Origin of the sequence: Enterobacter cloacae complex sp. SYL003 (assembly GCF_049236925.1) — a bacterium.
Classification (GTDB): Bacteria; Pseudomonadota; Gammaproteobacteria; order Enterobacterales; family Enterobacteriaceae; genus Enterobacter; species Enterobacter intestinihominis.
On record NZ_JBMKJK010000011.1, the window covers coordinates 118,555 to 138,156 of the forward strand.

The window sequence follows — 19,602 nt, forward strand, 5'->3', positions numbered from 1 at the left end:
TCCTATGCTGGTTAATCTTTGCGACTATAAACAGAGCGTGACGCTGATTGCTAACAGCGGCGTACAGTTTCTCGATTTTGGCCTGACTCCGCAGGACACCGCCAGCAACGGGCGTTTCGTGCGTAAAACGGCAAATGGCCCGCTGCTGCGCCTGGATTTTGACCTGGTCAACGGCCGGTACACGCTGCCTGCCACCGATGGCGGGAAGCCGGAAGTGGTCAAGCCTGAAAGCACCATTCCACTGCATGACTCCCTGACCGTGCTGGACGGTGTCTGGCTGCCGCTTCCTTTCCTGCGCTTTAACCCGCCGCGGACGTTTGTTGATGGCCCCGATAACTGGGCGCGCGTCCAGGTACGGAAGCTGTCCACGCCCGACGCGGCTGGCAATACGCACCGGGTCACCGTCGCGCTCGACAGCCAGATTGCGGAGCATGCGACGTCTGCCCTGTCGCCGGTTGAAAACGACATTCTTAACGGCACGCGTTTCGCCCTCGCCTGGCGCGACAGTGAGGTTGAGAGTTTCCTCGACCAGACCTGGATTGACGGCTGGCTGCGTGAAGCCTTCACACAATATGCTGACGGGGTTGAAAAACGCGCCGAGCGCGAGCTGCATCAGGCCATGCGCAGCTTTGAATATCAGGCGCACTGGCTCAACCTGCTCTCCATGCTCGGTGAACAACTCACCGTGCCGGAAGTGAAGTTTGTCACCCATACCCTGAGCACCCCTGCTATTCCTGTCGATCTGATCCTTGACGTAGGCAACACCCACACCTGCGGTGTGATTATTGAAGATCATGGTGATGCCAACGACGGCCTGCGCCAGACAGCTGAACTCCAGGTGCGTTCCCTGAGTGAGCCGCAGTTCCTGAATGAGCCGCTTTTTACCAGCCGTCTTGAATTTTCCGAAGCGCGTTTTGGCAAGCAGCACTTCTCGGTGGAAAGCGGCCGGGAGGATGCGTTCGTCTGGCCGTCGATTGTCCGCGTGGGTGATGAAGCGCGTAAGCTGGCGATGCAGCGTCTGGGCACGGAAGGCAACAGCGGTATCTCCAGCCCGCGTCGCTACCTGTGGGACGAGACGCCGGTGGTGCAGGACTGGCGCTTTAGCCAGATGAACAGCAAAACTCAGCGCGAACCGCTGGCAACCGCGTTTCCGCTGATGAACCTGATGAACGACGACGGGGAACCGCTCTTTACGCTGCCGCAGGATGAGCGCCTGCCGGTGTTCTCGCCGCAGTACAGCCGCAGCACCCTGATGACGCACATGCTCTGCGAGCTGCTGGCTCAGGCGCTTGGCCAGATTAACAGCGTGGCCACCCGCCTGCGGCTCGGCTTCCCGGCCTCTCCCCGCCAGCTGCGGACGCTGATCCTCACCCTGCCTTCGGCAATGCCGAAACAGGAGCGCGAGATTTTCCGTCGCCGCATGTTCGAAGCCATCGCCATCGTCTGGAAAGCGATGGGCTGGCACCCGCAGGATGAAGATTTTGCCAGCCGCAAGCAGCAGGAAAAAAGCGTGGTGCCGGTCCCTGAGATCCAGATGGAGTGGGACGAGGCCAGCTGCGGCCAGCTGGTGTGGCTGTATAACGAAGCCATTTCCCATTTTGGTGGCCAGACCGAGGCCTTTTTCGCCTCCCTCGCCCGTCCGGATCGCGCGCCTGAGCCTGGCGTCCAGCCGGGGCGTGCGCTGCGCGTGGCCTCGATTGATATCGGCGGCGGCACGACGGATATGGCCATCACGCACTATCAGTTAGATGATGGTTCCGGGAATAACGTCAAAATCACCCCGCAGCTGCTGTTCCGCGAAGGGTTCAAGGTCGCTGGCGACGACACGCTGCTGGACGTGATCCAGCGCTACGTTCTGCCCGCCCTGCAAACCCAGCTTCAGAAATCCGGCATAGCCGATGCCTCCCAGCTGATGGCATCCCTGTTCGGTGACTCCGGGCGGATCGATACCCAGGCGGTCCTGCGCCAGCAGACGGCGCTTCAGCTCTTTATGCCGATCGGTCACGCGATCCTGGCGGCGTGGGAATCGAGCGATGTTGACGATCCGCTGGCCGGGCTGCATGCCACCTTTGGCGATCTGCTTGCGCAAAAACCGACCCGCAACGTGATGAACTATCTCCGGCAGGCGATCGACCATGCGTTGCCTGCCGGCTCAGAACACTTTGATCTGTTCAGCGTCCCGCTGCACGTCAGCTTCCGGGAGATGCGGGACGCCATGCTGGCGGGTCAGTTCACGCTTGCCGCCCCGCTTCATGCGGTATGTGAGGCGATCTCTCATTACAGCTGCGATATCCTGCTTATCACGGGACGGCCAGGCTGTCTGCCCGGCGTTCAGGCCTTGATTCGCCACCTGCAACCGGTGCCCGTCAACCGCATCGTCTGGCTGGATAAATACCAGGTTCATGAATGGTATCCGTTCAGCCAGCAGGGACGGATCGGCAACCCGAAATCCACCGCTGCGGTGGGAGCGATGCTCTGTAGCCTGGCGCTGGATCTTCGTCTGCCGCGCTTTAACTTTAAAGCAGCGGATATCGGCGCGTACTCTACGGTGCGCTATCTGGGCGTGCTGGATAACACGATCAATACCCTGCGGGACGAGAACGTCTGGTATCACGATATAGACCTCGATAAACCCGGCGCGAAACTGGACGCCCGTCTGCACTTCCCGCTGCGCGGCAACGTTACGCTCGGCTTCCGGCAGTTGGCCAATGCCCGCTGGCCCGCGACGCCGCTCTATACCCTGAGCATCAACTCAGCCGAGCTGGCGAAAGCCATTGCGGGCGACGGTGTACTGAACGTGCGCCTGAAGCTGCGTGGCGGCAATAAGCAGGAGGGGCCGGAATCTTTCGAGCTGAGTGATGCCTGGCTACAGGACGGCACGCCAGTGCCGCCGGACGCCCTGACCTTTAAACTGAATACTCTGGCCGATCGCCGACACAGCGGCAGCCACTACTGGATCGACAGCGGGAGCGTATACCTTAAATGACTGCGACGACTGCCACCACTCAGGCCTTAATCGGGTGGATCAACGAGACGCGACAGCACGCCCCGATGCTGGATAACGAAGCCGACGCCCTGCTTGCCCGCCTTAACGCCGCGCGCGCGCGTGAAGAGGCCCTCGAACGTGCCCTTGTCTGCCAGGGCAGCATCGGCTTATACGGCCACTCGCAGGCCGCGAAAGCGCATCTGCTGGCCTCCCTGTGCGGCAGCGACGACGAACGGCTGAACGTTACGCCGGGTCAACGCACGTTTGATTACTTCTCGCATATTAACCCCGGGCATGCGCCGACCAATATGGCCGTGCGTTTCACCAGAGCGACCAGCGAGGTCGCAGACGACGCGTTTCCCCTGCGCCTGAGCCTGGTAACGGAGGCCGAGCTGGTACAGCTGTTTATCGCCCGCACCACGTTGGATCCGCAGATCCGTGCGGTGGATAAATCGGTGATTGAAGCCCGGCTTGAGAAGTGGCGTACGCTGCGTCAGCCGCACAGCGTGCCGGGAATAACGGCGCAGGAAGTCGCGACCGTTGCCCGGTTCTGGCAAACCGTAGTACCCGGCGCTAAGCAGCATATTGATGATGCCCTGTGGCACCAGTTTGCCCTGCTGGTTCCGTCGCTTGATCTCAGCACCCGCGCCAGCGTCTGGTCTCTGCTGTGGGGTGAGCAGCAGGAGTTAACCCAGCAGTGGCTTAAACTCGCCCAGGTGCTGCATCAAACCAGCCATGCCAGCGCGCTTGCGGCGCCGTTGAGTCTGCTGGTGGACAGTTTTGGTCTGCCGTGTGAAGGTTTCCTTACTCACGGGGCCTTTACCGTGCCGGAAGCGCAGGAAACATTGCTTCATCCGGTAAATAACGGCGAGTTGCTTAATGCCATTAGCCTGTCCGTCGATGTGCTGGCCTGCCTGACCCGCGAAGTGGTGCTGCCCGTTGAAAACTGCGTTCTGGATAACGTAGATATTATTGATATTCCGGCCATTTCTGAGGAAAACACGCCGCTGATGACGCAGGCAAAATGCCTGTGGTTGCTGGAGCATTATCGTCAGCACATACAGCCGGATGTCCTGGTTATCTGCAATGCGACGGCCCACCACCAGCAGACGGCAAAAACGGCCAGGCTCCTGCAAAACTGGGTCAAAGAGACGCAGCCGGTGGAAGAGTCCGCGTTGCCGGGCCTGGTCTGGGCCATTACCCCTCACGATGCGCGGTTTACCACAAAGCAGAATCTGGACGAAGCGGTGCAACAGTTGCTGGGCCAGCCGGGTCTGCGCTGGGGTACGCTCCAGGCGCTCGATACCCACAGCATGCAGCGGGTAATTGAATGGCTGTCGCAGGCTACCCTTCCAGCACAGCGCCAGAAGCGTCTCCACGCGCTGAAAAGGCTGTTGCAACAGTCTCTTTCGACGCTGATGCGCGCATACGTCGCCCCACTCACTCAGGAGCCAGGCGCAGGGCGGGCAGAGGCCGAAAAAATGGTCCGAACGCTGCAAGGCAGCGCCGCTCGTCATGGTGAACTGCTTGAAGGACTTCTCCCGCCGTTAAATGCGTTTGAGACGCTGCTGACGGTTCACCAGCCCCGTGAGGAACAGGTCAACGGCCTGTTTAACGACGTTATCGATCTGTTTGCGGAAGAGACGCCGGAATATCCAGGCGCGTTGCAGACCAAAGACAAGGCGCGACTGGCCCATAACGTGTGGGTTAACCATCTTCGTCAGTGGAGTCGCAACGACGCGGCCGCCACCCGTCTGGGCCTGGACCCAGAGGTATTGCAGCAAATTGCGGATGTGCTGATCGTTACCAGCTACCGGCTGGATCTGCCGCTGCAACTGCAACGTATTGCAGAAACAGATAAAAGCAGTGCTGCGCAGCTGCATGCCGCGACAGGCAATTTCATTAGTTGGCTTGGCTATGAACTGACGCCCGTTTCTGAACGGCCTGCAAGCCGGATCCGCAAAGGTCAGCCAATTTTTGTGACGCCAGTTGTGAGCAACGCTTCACCCCGTCTTACCCGACTTGGCGAGCAGCCTGTTCATGCGGCGACAGCCTATGTTTATGACTGGCTGGTTGCGCTCTACACCCGCGCGATTGAGAATGTGGATTATCAGTGCCCGTATGACATTAAGCCTGCTGCGCGGAAAGCCTTGTCTGCCTTGCTGTCTTAATCATTGCAGCCCGCAGCAATGCGGGCTACCCCTTCATGATCCGTTTATGAAGCCAGACAAAGCCTGAGCCAACGCTGACGGGTTTTCCCAGGACATTGAATGGCCCGCATCAGGGATAATTTTTACAGCAACGCCTTTTTGTTGCAGGCGATTAAAATCTTCATCAGGCAGGGACCACTCACCAAAAACTAACATGACCGGGCAGCTCAATGACAAAAACAGGTGTTCCCAGTCGGGTTTAACGCCCTTGACCAGGCTCGTTGCGCCGCGCCAGACGGCCCAGGGGGCATTGCTTTGAAGGCTTCCAGACCACGCCGTCGTTTCCGCCCGCAGCATGTCATCATAGCCCTGTTCCAGAAAATGTTGTTCCGTTTGGGCCGCAATTGCCCGGCTGAACATCCCGCCACCCGCATGAAAATTGGGTTCAGACACTATCAGGCCTTTAACGCGTGACTTTAGCAGCGTTGCCGTTTCGATCGCGATACTCCCCCCCATGCTATGACCATAGAGCCAAAGACTATCCAGGCCGAGATGGTCTAACAGTTCAACCACCACCTGCGCCTGTTCACTTGTGCGATAACGGTAGTTGTCAGGTTTGTCACTGTAACCGCTACCGGGGAGATCGATCAGAATGGCTCTGCGCCCCCCGAAACGGGTATCACAGACAATACGAGGATATTCATACGACGATGCACAGCCCAACCCGTGGATAAACACAACCGGGTCACCGAAACCGGGAAGATCCTGCCAGCGCACAGTGCAGCCTGCTTGCTGCGAATAGTAACTGTTCATAAGCACTCCATGTATGACAAACTGTATATTTATACAGCCTCAATGTATGGAATGCTATGTCTGGATGCCGATTCTTGAAGCGTGCTTCAGAAAAGAGAGATTAACAGGGCAACAGGAAAGCTCATCGGCCAGGTGGAACCCACCAGGAATGCGCTCAACAGGCGAATACGTTTACGATCTTTAGACAGGAACCAGGTGATTAATGCGCAGATGGAGGCCATGATTGCGTAGAACACCAACATCTTTTGATACAACGTCATTCTGTTTACCTGAGCCGAAAAATAACCGCACGCAATATGCGTCATATGTTGACACAGATCAAGTTTTTTCGTTACATCATAACCACTTAAATGCTATGGATAATAACAACTGAGTACCTTGTGTAACAACGCCGGGTAAAGCAAAACGGTTATTATTGATAACATGCAAATTAAATGCACTTTTTGATAAATCCATCCCCTCAGAAAGCAGTCTAATAACAGCAGGCTTTTAAGGGAGGAAACATGCTACGCATTCCGCAGAGTTGCATTCACACCCGTTCCACGCCTTTCTGGAACAAAGAAACGGCCCCCGCCGGCATTTTTAAACGTCACCTTGATACGGGCACGCAGCCGGGCGTTTACCCTCGCCTGTCGGTGATGCGCGGCGCGGTGCGTTATCTGGGCTATGCTGATGAATTTACACCTGAGCCTGACAGCGAGCTCGTCATTGAAGCGGGTCGTTTCGGCGTTTTCCCGCCAGAGAGATGGCACCACATTGAGGTGATGACCGACGACACCCTGTTCAATATTGAATTCTTTGTTGAACCTGAGGTGCTTAAGTCCCTTTAAGCACCCGCCAACATGAAGGAAACTATGATGTTACGTATTCCTGAAAACTTTGTTCATACCCGCTCGACGCCGTTCTGGAATAAAGAGACCGCCCCAAAAGCGCTTTTTACCCATCACAACACCAAAGCTGGCGTGTACGGTCGGTTGTCCGTCATGCAGGGTGCGGTGCGTTACTTTGGCTTTGCCGATGGCGACGCCACCGAGCCCGATCTGGAAGTGGTCATTGAGGCCGGTTCTTTTGGCATCTCCCCACCGCAAAAATGGCACCGCATTGAGCTTCTGACCGACGACACCTATTTTAATATCGACTTTTTCGCGGATCCTGCCGTCACGCTCAGCGGTGCGGGCATCGGTAAAGTGGTCAACACGCATAAGGAGTAAATAATGGGTAAGGCTACCTATACCGTGACCGTCACCAATAACAGCAACGGCGTGTCGGTGGATTATGAAACAGAAGCGCCAATGGAGCTGTTGATCCCGGACGTCGCGGCAGATGTCGTGAAGGATCTGGTGAACACCGTTCGCGCCTACGATACGGAAAATGAACACGAGGTATGTGGCTGGTAAGCTGAATCGCCCGGCACTGCGCCGGGCATGAGGGTTTAGTGTTTAAACATGACATGTCGGACTACCGTGTAATCCTCAAGTCCGTAGACCGACATATCTTTTCCGTAACCGGATAATTTCATTCCGCCGTGCGGCATTTCGCTCACCAGCATAAAATGGGTATTGACCCAGGTGCAGCCATACTGCAACCGTGCGCTGAGTCGATGGGCGCGTCCGACGTCTTTTGTCCAGACGGACGAGGCCAGGCCGTATTGCGAATCGTTAGCCCAGCTCAGCACCTGCGCTTCATCCTCAAATTCCGTCACGCTGACCACCGGGCCAAACACTTCTCGCTGGACGATCGCATCTTCCTGCTTCGCCCCGGCCAGCAGCGTTGGCTGGAAGTAATATCCTGCCCCCTCTCTTTTACTGCCACCGGTGACGACGCGGATATGTCCAAGGGCTTTGGCTTCATCCACGGCAGCGCAAACGCGGGAAAGATGCGCGGCGGAGCTGAGCGGGCCCAGCTCCGTTGATGTATCGTCCGGCGCGCCCATTTTCAGGCTGGCAACAGCTGCGCCCAGCTTTTCGACCAGCGCGGAGTAAATCCCCTTCTGGGCATAGATACGACAGGCTGCGGTACAATCCTGACCAGCATTGTAGAAACCAAACGTACGCACGCCTTCAACCACGGCATCCAAATCTGCATCGTCAAAGACAATGACCGGGGCTTTTCCGCCCAATTCCATATGGGTACGTTTAACTGAAGATGCGGTATGCCCGATAATATGTTCTCCGGTAGCAATAGAGCCGGTGAGAGAAACCATACGGACTTTTTCGTGCCCGGTCAGCGGATCTCCTACGGTTTTGCCGCGACCAAACAGCACGTTGAGCACGCCTGGAGGGAAGATATCTTTCGCCAGTTCCGCCAGCTTCAGCGCCGTCAACGGGGTGATTTCAGACGGCTTGATGACGACACAGTTTCCCGCCGCCAGCGCGGGCGCCAGCTTCCACGCCGCCATCATCAGAGGATAGTTCCAGGGCGCGATAGAGGCGACAACGCCAACCGGGTCGCGGCGGATCATCGAGGTATGTCCTTCGAGGTATTCTCCGGCAGCCAGCCCATTCAGGCAGCGGGCGGCCCCGGCAAAGAAGCGAAACACATCGACCACGGCCGGGATCTCATCTCCCTGGACACAGTGCAGCGGTTTCCCGCAATTTAGCGACTCCAGTTGTGCGAACGCGTCAGCGTTGGCTTCTATCACATCAGCCAGTTTCAACAAACTTTCGGCGCGCGTTTTGGGCGTCGTTTGCCCCCACTCAGTGAACGCGCGATCGGCAGCCTGGACGGCAGCGTCCACCTGTGCTGCCGACGCTTCAGCAATCTCCAGCAATACTTCACCCGTGGCAGGATTGTAAACCGCCTGCTTCTCACCCTCGCCGGTCACCAGTTCACCATTAATCAGCAGTTGATTTTGCATAGCATCGTCCTGTTGAAATCGACATAGTTTTCGCTGTCAGCACACGTTCTGGCGGGTCGAAGCGTGACAACGTCACGTCACCAATCCGCACTCCCTTACTAAAGGTAGACCGCGCATCATGTCGCTTCAGGAATTTTCATCAAGGTGTGACTGGGGGCAGCATCATTTCGCGAATTAACGCCGCCAGCTGGACGACCGCCTGCTCCTCCCGCTCGCCCCATCCCCATGAGGTATTGAAACGGAAAAACGGTGTCCAGATATTGGAGGTGGAAAACATTTTGCCGGGCGCAATGCTGATTTGATGAGTTAATGCCTTTTCACTCAACTGCCCCGCATCCAGCTGTTCAGGCAGTTCCAGCCATAAAAAGTAGCCGCTGTCGTTATGATGGATCTTGACGCCAGCAGGCATATGGCGCAAAAGCGATTGCCAGGCTTGCTGTTTGCGTTCAGCAAGCGTGCGCCGCAGGCGACGAAGGTGGGCGTCGTAACGTTTGGTCGCCAGGTAATCCACCAGCGCCAGCTGCATGGGGGAGCTGGTGGATAACGTACTCATCAGCTGTAACTGCTGAATACGGCGCGCATGTTTTCCCGCCGCCACCCAGCCAATACGGAAACCGGCCACCAGACACTTAGAGAATGAGGAGCAGTGCAACGTCATATCCTGCTTATCCCAGGCCTTTGCCGGAAGCGGCTTTTCGCGGCCAAAGTAGAGTTCGCTGTAAACATCGTCTTCAATCAGCGTGACGTTATGCCGGGTTAATAAGGCCACCAGCTGAGCTTTCTTCTCTGCACTCAGCGTGAAGCCGAGCGGGTTCTGACTGTTGGTCATCAGCCAGCAGGCTTTCACCGGATAATCATTTAACGCCTGCTCAAGGGCACTGAGATCGATGCCCTCACGCACGTCAGTAGCAACCGACAGCGCTTTCAGTTTCAGACGTTCAAGTGCCTGGAGTGCGCCATAAAAACAGGGGTTTTCAACGATAACCCAGTCACCTGGTTCAGTGACAGCCTGCAAACTAAGGTTGAGTGCTTCGAGCGCGCCCGCGGTGATCACAATTTCGTCCGGGGAGATATTCATCCCCTGCTGAGCGTAGCGACGGGCAATGGCATGACGTAAGTCGACGTTACCCGGCGGCAGGTTTTCAATCACGCTCATGGCCGTGGCCGTTTTACTGACATTAGCAAGCGAGCGGTTGAGTTGCTGAAGCGGGAATAGGCGCGGATCGGGAAATGCCGAGGCAAAAGGGACAACGGAGGGGTCGCGGCTGGCCTGTAGCACGTCGAAGATATAGGTGTTGATGTCAACTACTTCATCGCGCATCACCTGCGCGGGCGGTGCTGGCTGGTGTGTGGTCGGACGGGCGGCAACGTAATAGCCTGACTGCGGTCTGGCAACAATGCGCCCCTGACTTTCCAGCATCTGATACGCGTGGCCCACGGTCATGAAACTCATGCCGCTGCTTGCCACCTGCTCTCGCAGAGAAGGCAGCTTATCGCCCGGCAACCATACGCCAAGCTCAATCTGCGAGATAATTTGTTGCGCCAGACGCTGGTATTTTTTCATCAGATTCTCCTTATTGCTGACAGTGTATATCAGCAGGAGAAAAAGAGAAGAATTTGCTAACTGTTATGGGAAACGCGGTAGATTACTTGCGGTACTCAGTAATGTGATTCTGAGCAGAACGCGCTGCGGCCAGGTGGTCGAGCGTGATCATCGACGATTTGCAGAAAATGCATTTTGCGCCGAACGGATTTTTGTCAGACACATCAAAAGCTGAGGTGCGGTACTGCGAGCCATGACAGCATGGGCAGCGGAAATGGATATAAGAAGTCATAGGATTCTCCTGTAAACGTAAAAACGTAAATTACTCATGAGCCGATCAGGCAAAAGTTGGTTCGATACAAAACTAATCGGAATGTAGATAAAGACCCAAGAGAGGCTGCGGAGAGGCACAACGTGATGAGAACTGCTTTATAAAACTACGTCAGATATTTATTTGGATTCAAAACCAGAAATCCATTAACGCATGTTGCAGGCGACAAATCAAGCTGTTTAATGCGTAAAAATCATAAAAAGAAATTTTTTATTCAAGATTGTCTACAGCTTCATTGATTATTCAAGAAACCAATTTCGAAGCACCAACACATAACACATTGAAATATAATTGTTTTAGATGGCATTTTATGCCTACCTGGTTGGTTCAACAGAGGTATTAACTTTTCAGATTCACTCAGAAAAAAGGAACTATAGGATGGCAATTCCAGCATACCTCTGGCTAAAAGATGACGGTGGCGCGAATATTAAGGGCTCTGTCGACGTTGTAAATCGTGAGGGAAGTATCGAAATTTTGAGTTTTGGGCACGGCCTGTATCTCCCTACCGACAACATGACCGGTAAGATCACAGGTACCCGTATTCATAGCCCACTTAATTTTGAAAAAGAGTTCGACAGCTCAAGCCCCTATTTGTACAAAGCAGTAGCAAAAGGACAAACCTTAAAAAGCGCTGAGTTTAAGTGGTATCATATCAATAATGCAGGCCAGGAGGTCGAATACTTCAACATGCTACTGGAGAACGTGAAAGTTGTCTCTATCTGCCCACTCATGCATGATATAAAAAATCCCGCGACTGAAAAACATAACCATCTCGAAAGTATCGCACTTCGCTACGAAAAGATTATCTGGAAGCATTGCGACGGGAATATTCTCTTCTCTGATGAATGGAAAGACAGATGATTCGATGTACTTTTCATTTAAACGGGGGACAACTTTCAACGCTGAGCTGTCCTGGCCTGGGTTTTTTCCCCGCATATTCAGGAAACTCAGGTCACAACAGAAACAATCCTGATGCCGTTTCAACGCCTGAGGTAGGGCCATTACCACCCGGACTCTATTATATCGTTACACGTCCTCGAGGTGGGTTAGCTACCCACTGGCATGATGTTATCAAAGAGTTTGAAAGCGGATCGAACCGTGATTTTTGGTTTGCTCTTTATCGTCATGATAATCACATTGACGATACAACCTTTATCAACAGAGTTGAGCGAGGATCTTTTCGTCTACACCCTGCGGGACAGTCCGGTATTAGTAATGGATGCATCACATTACCAAACCATGCTCACTTCAGAATATTAATGCATGGACTACTGGCGTCCGGCACAATAAAAGTCGCTGCTGGATTAAATGCACTTGGCACCATACAGGTATATTGATGAATGCAAGAAAACATGCCCTTACGTGGGTGGTCGAAACATTGATGCTTTTCATTATTTATTCGCTGGTATGCTACATCATGCCGGATGTTTTGCTTTATCACCTCTACACCAGACATTTTGGATTTGTAACTGAACTTGAATGGAGTGGAAGCTACACATTATTACTTTTTATTTTTTCCTTTCTGCTTAACGCCGTATTGATCTACCTTTGGGCGTTACGAAAGTGAGCGTTAACATGGGCGGTAATATTACCGCCCGATACAAGTTTCACATAGACGGTCAAGAAAACTGTTATAGATAAATAACATCGGTCTGTCTCTGCAACCCAGACCTGGCAAAGCTTAGAATGGCATCGAATTTTTTGCACTGCGGAGTTTTGCATGTTTGGTTTCGATGCGTTTCATCTTGCGCGAATACAGTTCGCCTTTACCGTATCCTTTCATATTATTTTTCCGGCGATAACCATTGGCCTGGCGAGCTATCTCGCCGTGCTGGAAGGGCTGTGGCTGAAAACAAAAAACCCCGTCTGGCGTTCGCTGTACCATTTCTGGTCGAAGATCTTCGCCGTCAACTTTGGGATGGGAGTGGTCTCCGGCCTGGTGATGGCTTATCAGTTTGGCACCAACTGGAGCGGGTTTTCGCAGTTTGCGGGCAGCATTACCGGCCCTCTGCTGACCTATGAAGTGCTCACCGCGTTCTTCCTCGAGGCGGGGTTCCTCGGGGTAATGTTGTTTGGCTGGAATAAGGTCGGGCCGGGGCTGCACTTCTTTTCGACCTGCATGGTGGCACTGGGGACCCTCATGTCTACGTTCTGGATCCTCTCGTCAAACAGCTGGATGCATACACCGCAAGGGTATGAAATCATCAACGGTCAGGTCGTTCCGGTGGACTGGTTTGCCGTGGTGTTTAACCCCTCCTTCCCTTACCGCCTGCTGCACATGTCGATTGCGGCATTTCTCAGCAGCGCGCTGTTTGTCGGAGCCTCCGCGGCCTGGCATTTGCTGCGCGGAAACAACACGCCTGCCATTCGCACCATGCTCTCCATGGCGTTGTGGATGACGTTGATCGTAGCCCCTGTTCAGGCACTGGTGGGTGATATGCACGGGCTTAATACCTTAAAACACCAGCCCGCGAAAATAGCCGCCATTGAAGGCCACTGGGAGAATCCCCCGGGTGAGCCTACTCCATTGCTGCTGTTTGGCTGGCCGGATATGGAGCAGGAACGGACCCGTTTTAGCCTTGAAATTCCCGCTCTCGGCAGCCTTATCCTGACCCACAGTTTCGATAAACAGGTTCCGGCATTGAAGGAGTTCCCAAAAGACGATCGCCCGAACGCCACCATTGTCTTTTGGTCTTTCCGCATCATGGCCGGTTTAGGGATGTTGATGCTCTTCCTGGGCATGGTGGCGGTCTGGCTGCGTTACAAACAGCGCCTCTACACCTCACGTTCCTTCCTGTGGTTTACCCTGCTGATGGGGCCGTCCGGGCTAATCGCGATCCTCGCCGGATGGGTAACAACGGAGGTCGGCCGCCAGCCCTGGGTCGTCTATGGGCTACAGCGTACGAAGGATGCGGTTTCCGCACATGGCGATCTGCACATGAGCATCAGCTTGCTGGCCTTCTTCGTGGTTTATACCGCGGTGTTCGGCGTGGGTTACAGCTATATGGTGCGTCTGATTAAAAAAGGGCCGCAGCCTTATGAATCCTTCGCGACTGAATCCAATGGCCGCCCTGCTCGTCCGCTTTCTGCCGTCACCACTGAATTCAAGGAGTAACCGTAATGAGTATCGATCTTTCCATTATCTGGTTCGTGATTATCGTTTTCGCCACGTTGATGTATATCGTGATGGACGGTTTTGATCTGGGGATAGGCATACTGTTTCCGGTAACGCCGAATGCGGACGATCGCGACGTAATGGTCAACAGCGTGGCTCCCGTCTGGGACGGCAACGAAACCTGGCTGGTGCTTGGCGGTGCGGCCCTGTTTGGCGCCTTTCCTCTCGCCTATGCGGTGATCATCGACGCGCTAACCATTCCACTGACAATAATGCTGATCGGGCTTATATTTCGTGGCGTCGCCTTCGAATTTCGCTTCAAAGCGACTCCGGCGCACCGTCCGTTCTGGGATAAGGCCTTTATTGGCGGGTCAATTGTGGCGGCCTTCAGCCAGGGCATCACCGTCGGCGCGGTCATCCACGGGTTCAGCGTCACCGGTCGCGCTTACAGCGGTGGTCCGTTTGACTGGTTTACCGCGTTCAATCTTTTCTGCGGTGCGGGTCTTGTGGTGGCTTACGCGCTGTTAGGATCAACGTGGCTGGTAATGAAAAGTGAAAATGCCCTGCAACAGCGGATGCGTCAGGTATCGAAAGTGCTTCTGCTCCTGCTTCTGGTATTCATTGCGGTAATCAGTATATGGACCCCTCTCGCCCAACCAGCCATTGCTGCGCGCTGGTTTACGCTGCCGAATCTGTTTTATCTGCTGCCCGTTCCTGCGCTGGTTGCGATCCTGAGTCTGTGCCAGTGGCGCTGCCTGAACGATCCTGCGAGCCATACACTGCCGTTTATCATGACGTTAGGGCTGGTTTTTCTTGGCTTTAGCGGGCTTGGGATCAGCATCTGGCCGCATATCATCCCGCCGGACATTACCCTCTGGCAGGCCGCTGCGCCAGCCCAAAGCCAGGGCTTCATGCTGGTGGGCGCACTGTTGATCATTCCTGTGATTCTGGTCTACACCTTCTGGAGTTATTACGTTTTTCGCGGAAAAGTACAGCATGGGGAGGGTTATCACTGATGCAACAACCTGTATGGAAACGTTTGATGTGGCTTGCCATCATCTGGGGCGGCAGCGTCCTGGCACTGGCATGCGTAAGTATGCTCTTTAAAATGCTGATGGCCGCAGCCGGATTTAAATCGCACTAATTTATTCACCGGGTGCGTTGCCGCCCGGTCCTTATCTCGCACTTTCAGATAAACCCCATTAACACCCTGGAGGGTATGGTTACACTGAAAAAATATTTACAGCATTGATAGTTTGAGAAGAAAAATGAAAAAGCTCGCGGCAGTAAGTTTAATCAGCCTCGCACTGGCGGGATGCGTTAATCCCGGTAAAGCCTCCGTTCAGACCGATCAGTTAGAGAATCACCGTTTCGTGCTGGAAAACGTTGATGGCAAAGCGGTTAAGGGCCTGAAAACGCAGCCTGAAATTCGGTTCAGCGCGCAGCCCAGTATCAGCCTGATTAACAACATTGCCGTCTCCGGCACAATGTGCAACGGCTTCAACGGCCAGGGAAAATTGTCCGAAGGAGAGTTGACGGTCAAAACGCTGGCAATGACGCGGAAACTCTGCACCGAGCCGCAGCTTAATGAACTGGATCAGACCCTCGCCGATATGCTACGCACAGGCGCTCAGGTAGACCTGACCGAAGACCAGTTAACGCTGGCGACAGCCAATAAGTCTTTAATGTTTAAGCGAGTTGAATAACTCAGTAACTTCCGCACGATCCTACGGCAAGCGACTGCTCACTACAGCGTTTGCCGTTTGGCAACGCGCACATGCCGATAGCGGAGCCGTCGAGCTGACGGGCAACGGAGAGTGACCCCCCGATCATTGCGCAGTTGGCCTGGCCTGAACTGGACATAGCCGCTCGCATACCTGGCGTAACGTGTGCCGCTGTCGCCTGCTGTACAGGTTCATTGCTGCATGCCGACAACAGTAACGCGGCACATCCGACCCAAAATGCAGAACGCATACCTTCCTCCCCATAGTTAAAGCGAAACCTATGCATAATAGGCATCACGCGCCGCATCGTCGAGAGCGGATGTGCGTATTTATGCGCCCTGGTAACAATTTCTCGCAATTTTTTAACGCGAATAGCCATCCAGTCATTGATACAGCGCATCCCAAGGACACAAAAGCGAAAATCGTAAAACCTGAGCTTTGCTAAAATACACAGATAATATTCAGGGTCTGTCGTCGTTTTACAGGCCCCTCTTTTTGCGCAATGTAAGGGTGTTGTCCTATGCAAACTATTGACGGCAATGGTGCAGTCGCGTCTGTTGCGTTTCGCACCAGCGAAGTTATCGCCATCTACCCCATCACGCCCAGCTCCACCATGGCTGAACAGGCTGACGCCTGGGCTGGTAATGGGATAAAAAACGTCTGGGGCGATGTCCCGCGGGTTGTAGAGATGCAGTCCGAAGCCGGTGCCATTGCCACCGTGCATGGTGCGTTGCAGACCGGTGCCCTGTCGACCTCGTTCACGTCATCTCAGGGGCTGCTGTTGATGATCCCCACGCTTTACAAGCTGGCAGGGCAATTAACGCCGTTTGTGTTGCACGTTGCCGCACGCACCGTAGCCACTCACGCTCTCTCTATTTTTGGCGACCACTCAGACGTGATGGCCGTGCGTCAGACCGGCTGCGCTATGCTCTGCGCCAGCAGCGTGCAGGAAGCACAGGATTTCGCGCTGATTTCGCATATCGCCACGCTGAAAAGCCGTGTGCCATTTATTCATTTCTTCGATGGTTTCCGTACGTCCCACGAGATCAATAAAATCGTTCCGCTGCCGGATGACACCATACTGAACCTGCTGCCGCAGGCAGACATTGATGCCCATCGCGCTCGGGCCCTCAATCCGGAACATCCGGTGATCCGGGGTACCTCTGCCAACCCGGATACCTATTTCCAGTCCCGCGAGGCGACAAACCCGTGGTACAACGCGGTATATGAGCACGTCGAACAGGCGATGGACGATTTTGCCGCTGCGACGGGTCGCGCATATAAGCCATTTGAATATTACGGTCATCCGCAGGCCGAGCGCGTGATCGTCCTGATGGGCTCCGCCATCGGCACCTGCGAAGAGGTGGTCGATGAGCTTCTTACGCGTGGTGAAAAAGTTGGCGTACTAAAAGTTCGCCTCTACCGTCCATTCTCTGCGAAACATCTGCTCGCAGCCCTGCCGGAAAGCGCACGTGCCGTGGCGGTACTTGACCGCACCAAAGAGCCTGGCGCGCAGGCTGAACCCCTTTACCTTGATGTAATGACCGCTCTGGCTGAGGCGTTTAATCACGGTGAACGCGAAACGCTGCCGCGCGTCATTGGCGGGCGTTATGGTTTGTCTTCCAAAGAGTTCGGGCCGGAGTGCGTCCTGGCCGTATTTGCTGAACTGCGCGAGGCAAAACCGAAGCCGCGCTTTACGGTCGGCATTTATGATGACGTGACTAACCTTTCTCTCCCTTTGCCGGAAAACACCCTGCCCTCGAATGCGAAACTGGAAGCGCTGTTCTACGGTCTGGGCAGCGACGGCAGCGTCTCGGCAACCAAGAACAACATCAAAATTATCGGTAACTCCACGCCGTGGTATGCGCAAGGGTATTTCGTTTACGATTCCAAAAAAGCGGGCGGACTGACCGTCTCGCACCTGCGCGTCAGCGAACATCCAATCCGCTCGGCATACCTGATTTCTCAGGCGGATTTTGTTGGCTGTCATCAGCTCCAGTTTATCGATAAATACCAGATGGCCGAGCGCCTGAAGCCCGGCGGTATTTTCCTGATCAACACCCCGTATAGCGCCGATGAGGTCTGGGCACGACTGCCCCAGGAAGTCCAGGCGGTGCTAAACCAGAAACAGGCGCGCCTGTATGTCATTAACGCCGCGAAGATCGCCCGCGAGTGCGGCCTGGCCGCGCGTATCAATACGGTTATGCAGATGGCGTTCTTCCACCTGACCAATATTCTGCCGGGCGACAGTGCGCTGATGGAGCTCCAGGGGGCGATAGCCAAAAGCTACAGCAGCAAAGGTCAGGAGCTGGTTGAGCGCAACTGGCAGGCGCTGGCGCTGGCCCGCGAGTCGCTGTTCGAGGTGCTGTTGCAGCCAGTCAATACCAGCAGCCCGAACCGGCCGCCAGTGGTGTCTGACGCTGCCCCGGATTTCGTCAAAACCGTTACGGCGGCGATGCTTGCCGGGTTGGGCGACACTCTTCCCGTCTCTGCGCTTCCGCCTGATGGCACCTGGCCGATGGGCACGACCCGCTGGGAAAAACGCAACATTGCCGAAGCGATCCCTATCTGGAAAGAAGAGCTGTGCACCCAGTGCAACCACTGCGTGGCGGCCTGCCCGCACTCGGCCATTCGCGCCAAAGTGGTGTCGCCAGAAGCGATGGCGGACGCACCGGAAAGTCTGCACTCGCTGGATGTAAAATCCCGTGATATGCGTGGCCAGAAATATGTTCTTCAGGTGGCACCAGAGGACTGTACCGGCTGTAACCTGTGCGTCGAGGTGTGCCCGGCGAAAGATCGTCAGGATCCCTCAATCAAAGCCATTAATATGATGTCGCGTCTGGAACATGTTGAAGAAGAGAAAGTGAATTATGACTTCTTCCTCGACCTGCCCGAAATCGATCGCAACAAGCTGGAACGCATTGACATTCGTACCTCGCAGCTCATCACCCCCCTCTTCGAGTACTCCGGGGCGTGTTCCGGATGCGGTGAAACGCCGTACATCAAACTGCTTACCCAGCTTTACGGCGACCGGATGCTGATTGCCAACGCGACAGGCTGCTCGTCAATCTATGGGGGGAACTTGCCGTCCACGCCTTATACCACCGACGCGTATGGCCGCGGCCCGGCTTGGGCAAACTCGCTATTTGAGGATAACGCAGAATTTGGTCTGGGATTCCGCCTGACGGTCGATCAGCACCGCGCCCGCGTAATGCGTCTGCTGGAACAGTTTGCCGATAAAATCCCGGCAGAGCTGAATGACGCCCTGCATGCGGAGGCCACGCCTGACGTTCGTCGCGCACAGGTTGCTGAACTGCGCCACGCGCTTCAGGGTGTTGAAGGGGCTGAACAACTGCTGACCGATGCTGACGCGCTGGTTGAAAAATCTATCTGGCTGATCGGTGGCGACGGATGGGCCTACGATATTGGTTTCGGTGGTCTTGATCACGTCCTGAGCCTCACCGAAAACGTTAACATTCTGGTGCTTGATACTCAGTGTTATTCCAACACCGGCGGACAGGCCTCGAAAGCAACGCCACTGGGTGCGGTCACGAAATTTGGTGAGCATGGCAAACGTAAGGCGCGTAAAGATTTGGGCGTCAGCATGATGATGTATGGACACGTCTACGTCGCGCAGATTTCGCTGGGCGCGCAGCTTAACCAGACGGTGAAAGCCATTCAGGAAGCGGAAGCGTATCCTGGCCCGTCGCTGATCATCGCCTACAGCCCGTGTGAGGAGCATGGCTACGATCTGGCGCTTAGCCACGACCAGATGCGTCAGCTTACCGCAACCGGCTTCTGGCCGCTGTACCGCTTTGACCCGCGCCGTGCCGATGAAGGAAAATTACCGCTGGCGCTGGATTCCCGTCCGCCTTCAGACGCCCTTGCCGAAACCTTACTTCAGGAGCAGCGTTTCCGCAGGCTGAACGCTCAACAACCAGAAGTAGCAGAGCAGCTATGGAGGGACGCGGCAGCGGATCTTCAGAAGCGTTATGACTTCCTTGCACAGCTGGCGGGGAAAGCGGAAAAATCAACCAGCGAATAACCGTTATGCCCGGCTTGCCCGGGCATTTTTTTGCCATA

Annotated in this window: 18 protein-coding genes; 12 read left to right on the forward strand and 6 right to left on the reverse strand. The window is 55.0% G+C overall.

Going from position 1 to position 19,602, the window contains the following annotated elements:
• Window positions 1-4 precede the first annotated feature (4 nt).
• A complete protein-coding gene (locus ACOT1A_RS15440; protein ID WP_276170150.1) occupies window positions 5-2,986 on the forward strand; it encodes a virulence factor SrfB in 2,982 nt (993 codons plus the stop codon).
• Complete coding sequence (locus tag ACOT1A_RS15445) at window positions 2,983-5,157, forward strand: virulence factor SrfC family protein (RefSeq protein WP_276170151.1); 2,175 nt, start codon at window positions 2,983-2,985, stop codon at window positions 5,155-5,157. The genes ACOT1A_RS15440 and ACOT1A_RS15445 overlap by 4 nt, the downstream gene beginning before the upstream one ends.
• Window positions 5,158-5,190: 33 nt before the next feature.
• Here ACOT1A_RS15445 and ACOT1A_RS15450 read toward each other — a convergent pair whose 3' ends face one another.
• Complete coding sequence (locus ACOT1A_RS15450; RefSeq protein ID WP_276170152.1) at window positions 5,191-5,949, reverse strand: alpha/beta fold hydrolase; 759 nt, start codon at window positions 5,947-5,949, stop codon at window positions 5,191-5,193.
• An 86-nt stretch (window positions 5,950-6,035) separates the two neighbouring features.
• On the reverse strand, window positions 6,036-6,209 hold the full coding sequence (locus ACOT1A_RS15455; RefSeq protein ID WP_003856960.1) for a GhoT/OrtT family toxin: 174 nt from the start codon (window positions 6,207-6,209) through the stop codon (window positions 6,036-6,038).
• Between the two features lie 243 nt (window positions 6,210-6,452).
• Here ACOT1A_RS15455 and ACOT1A_RS15460 point away from each other — a divergent pair, with 243 nt between their 5' ends.
• From ACOT1A_RS15460 to ACOT1A_RS15470, 3 genes are read left to right on the forward strand one after another with little or no spacing between them, the layout of a single operon-like run.
• Window positions 6,453-6,779, forward strand: coding sequence for a DUF1971 domain-containing protein (locus ACOT1A_RS15460; RefSeq protein WP_022648249.1), 327 nt, complete (start codon window positions 6,453-6,455; stop codon window positions 6,777-6,779).
• A gap of 27 nt (window positions 6,780-6,806) precedes the next feature.
• Window positions 6,807-7,160, forward strand: coding sequence for a DUF1971 domain-containing protein (locus ACOT1A_RS15465; RefSeq protein ID WP_003856958.1), 354 nt, complete (start codon window positions 6,807-6,809; stop codon window positions 7,158-7,160).
• A 3-nt stretch (window positions 7,161-7,163) separates the two neighbouring features.
• Window positions 7,164-7,346 carry a DUF1869 domain-containing protein gene (locus ACOT1A_RS15470; protein ID WP_003856955.1) on the forward strand — a complete coding sequence of 61 codons (183 nt, stop codon included), beginning with the start codon at window positions 7,164-7,166 and terminating at the stop codon, window positions 7,344-7,346.
• A gap of 35 nt (window positions 7,347-7,381) precedes the next feature.
• Here ACOT1A_RS15470 and patD read toward each other — a convergent pair whose 3' ends face one another.
• The 3 genes from patD to ACOT1A_RS15485 form a co-directional block, all read right to left on the reverse strand.
• Window positions 7,382-8,806, reverse strand: a complete 1,425-nt coding sequence (gene patD, locus ACOT1A_RS15475) for an aminobutyraldehyde dehydrogenase (RefSeq protein WP_276170153.1) — start codon at window positions 8,804-8,806, stop codon at window positions 7,382-7,384.
• A 139-nt stretch (window positions 8,807-8,945) separates the two neighbouring features.
• Complete coding sequence (locus tag ACOT1A_RS15480) at window positions 8,946-10,370, reverse strand: PLP-dependent aminotransferase family protein (protein ID WP_038416126.1); 1,425 nt, start codon at window positions 10,368-10,370, stop codon at window positions 8,946-8,948.
• A gap of 82 nt (window positions 10,371-10,452) precedes the next feature.
• The gene (locus ACOT1A_RS15485; protein WP_017693360.1) at window positions 10,453-10,641 is read right to left on the reverse strand and encodes a hypothetical protein; all 189 of its coding nucleotides are present in this window, start codon (window positions 10,639-10,641) and stop codon (window positions 10,453-10,455) included.
• 417 nt (window positions 10,642-11,058) lie between these two features.
• On the opposite strand from ACOT1A_RS15485, the gene ACOT1A_RS15490 reads away from it, so the two are divergent.
• From ACOT1A_RS15490 to hslJ, 6 genes are all read left to right on the forward strand, one after another.
• Complete coding sequence (locus ACOT1A_RS15490; protein ID WP_048966805.1) at window positions 11,059-11,541, forward strand: Hcp family type VI secretion system effector; 483 nt, start codon at window positions 11,059-11,061, stop codon at window positions 11,539-11,541.
• Window positions 11,538-12,017 carry a DUF2778 domain-containing protein gene (locus tag ACOT1A_RS15495; RefSeq protein WP_072053791.1) on the forward strand — a complete coding sequence of 160 codons (480 nt, stop codon included), beginning with the start codon at window positions 11,538-11,540 and terminating at the stop codon, window positions 12,015-12,017. Before ACOT1A_RS15490 ends, ACOT1A_RS15495 begins: the two co-directional genes overlap by 4 nt.
• A 383-nt stretch (window positions 12,018-12,400) precedes the next feature.
• Window positions 12,401-13,795, forward strand: a complete 1,395-nt coding sequence (locus ACOT1A_RS15500; protein WP_276170154.1) for a cytochrome ubiquinol oxidase subunit I — start codon at window positions 12,401-12,403, stop codon at window positions 13,793-13,795.
• A 5-nt stretch (window positions 13,796-13,800) separates the two neighbouring features.
• Window positions 13,801-14,811: a cytochrome d ubiquinol oxidase subunit II gene (gene cydB / locus ACOT1A_RS15505; RefSeq protein ID WP_276170155.1), complete on the forward strand. Its 1,011-nt coding sequence runs from the start codon at window positions 13,801-13,803 to the stop codon at window positions 14,809-14,811.
• A complete protein-coding gene (locus ACOT1A_RS15510; RefSeq protein ID WP_017693358.1) occupies window positions 14,811-14,939 on the forward strand; it encodes a DUF2474 domain-containing protein in 129 nt (42 codons plus the stop codon). Before cydB ends, ACOT1A_RS15510 begins: the two co-directional genes overlap by 1 nt.
• Before the next feature lie 124 nt (window positions 14,940-15,063).
• Window positions 15,064-15,501 (forward strand): heat shock protein HslJ, encoded by a 438-nt coding sequence (gene hslJ, locus ACOT1A_RS15515; protein WP_023300211.1) that lies wholly within the window; start codon window positions 15,064-15,066, stop codon window positions 15,499-15,501.
• 1 nt (window position 15,502) lies between these two features.
• Here the strand turns inward: hslJ and ACOT1A_RS15520 are convergent, their stop codons facing one another.
• Window positions 15,503-15,769: a DUF333 domain-containing protein gene (locus tag ACOT1A_RS15520; RefSeq protein WP_003856935.1), complete on the reverse strand. Its 267-nt coding sequence runs from the start codon at window positions 15,767-15,769 to the stop codon at window positions 15,503-15,505.
• A 270-nt stretch (window positions 15,770-16,039) separates the two neighbouring features.
• Here ACOT1A_RS15520 and nifJ point away from each other — a divergent pair, with 270 nt between their 5' ends.
• A complete protein-coding gene (gene nifJ, locus ACOT1A_RS15525; protein WP_276170156.1) occupies window positions 16,040-19,564 on the forward strand; it encodes a pyruvate:ferredoxin (flavodoxin) oxidoreductase in 3,525 nt (1,174 codons plus the stop codon).
• Window positions 19,565-19,602 lie beyond the last annotated feature (38 nt).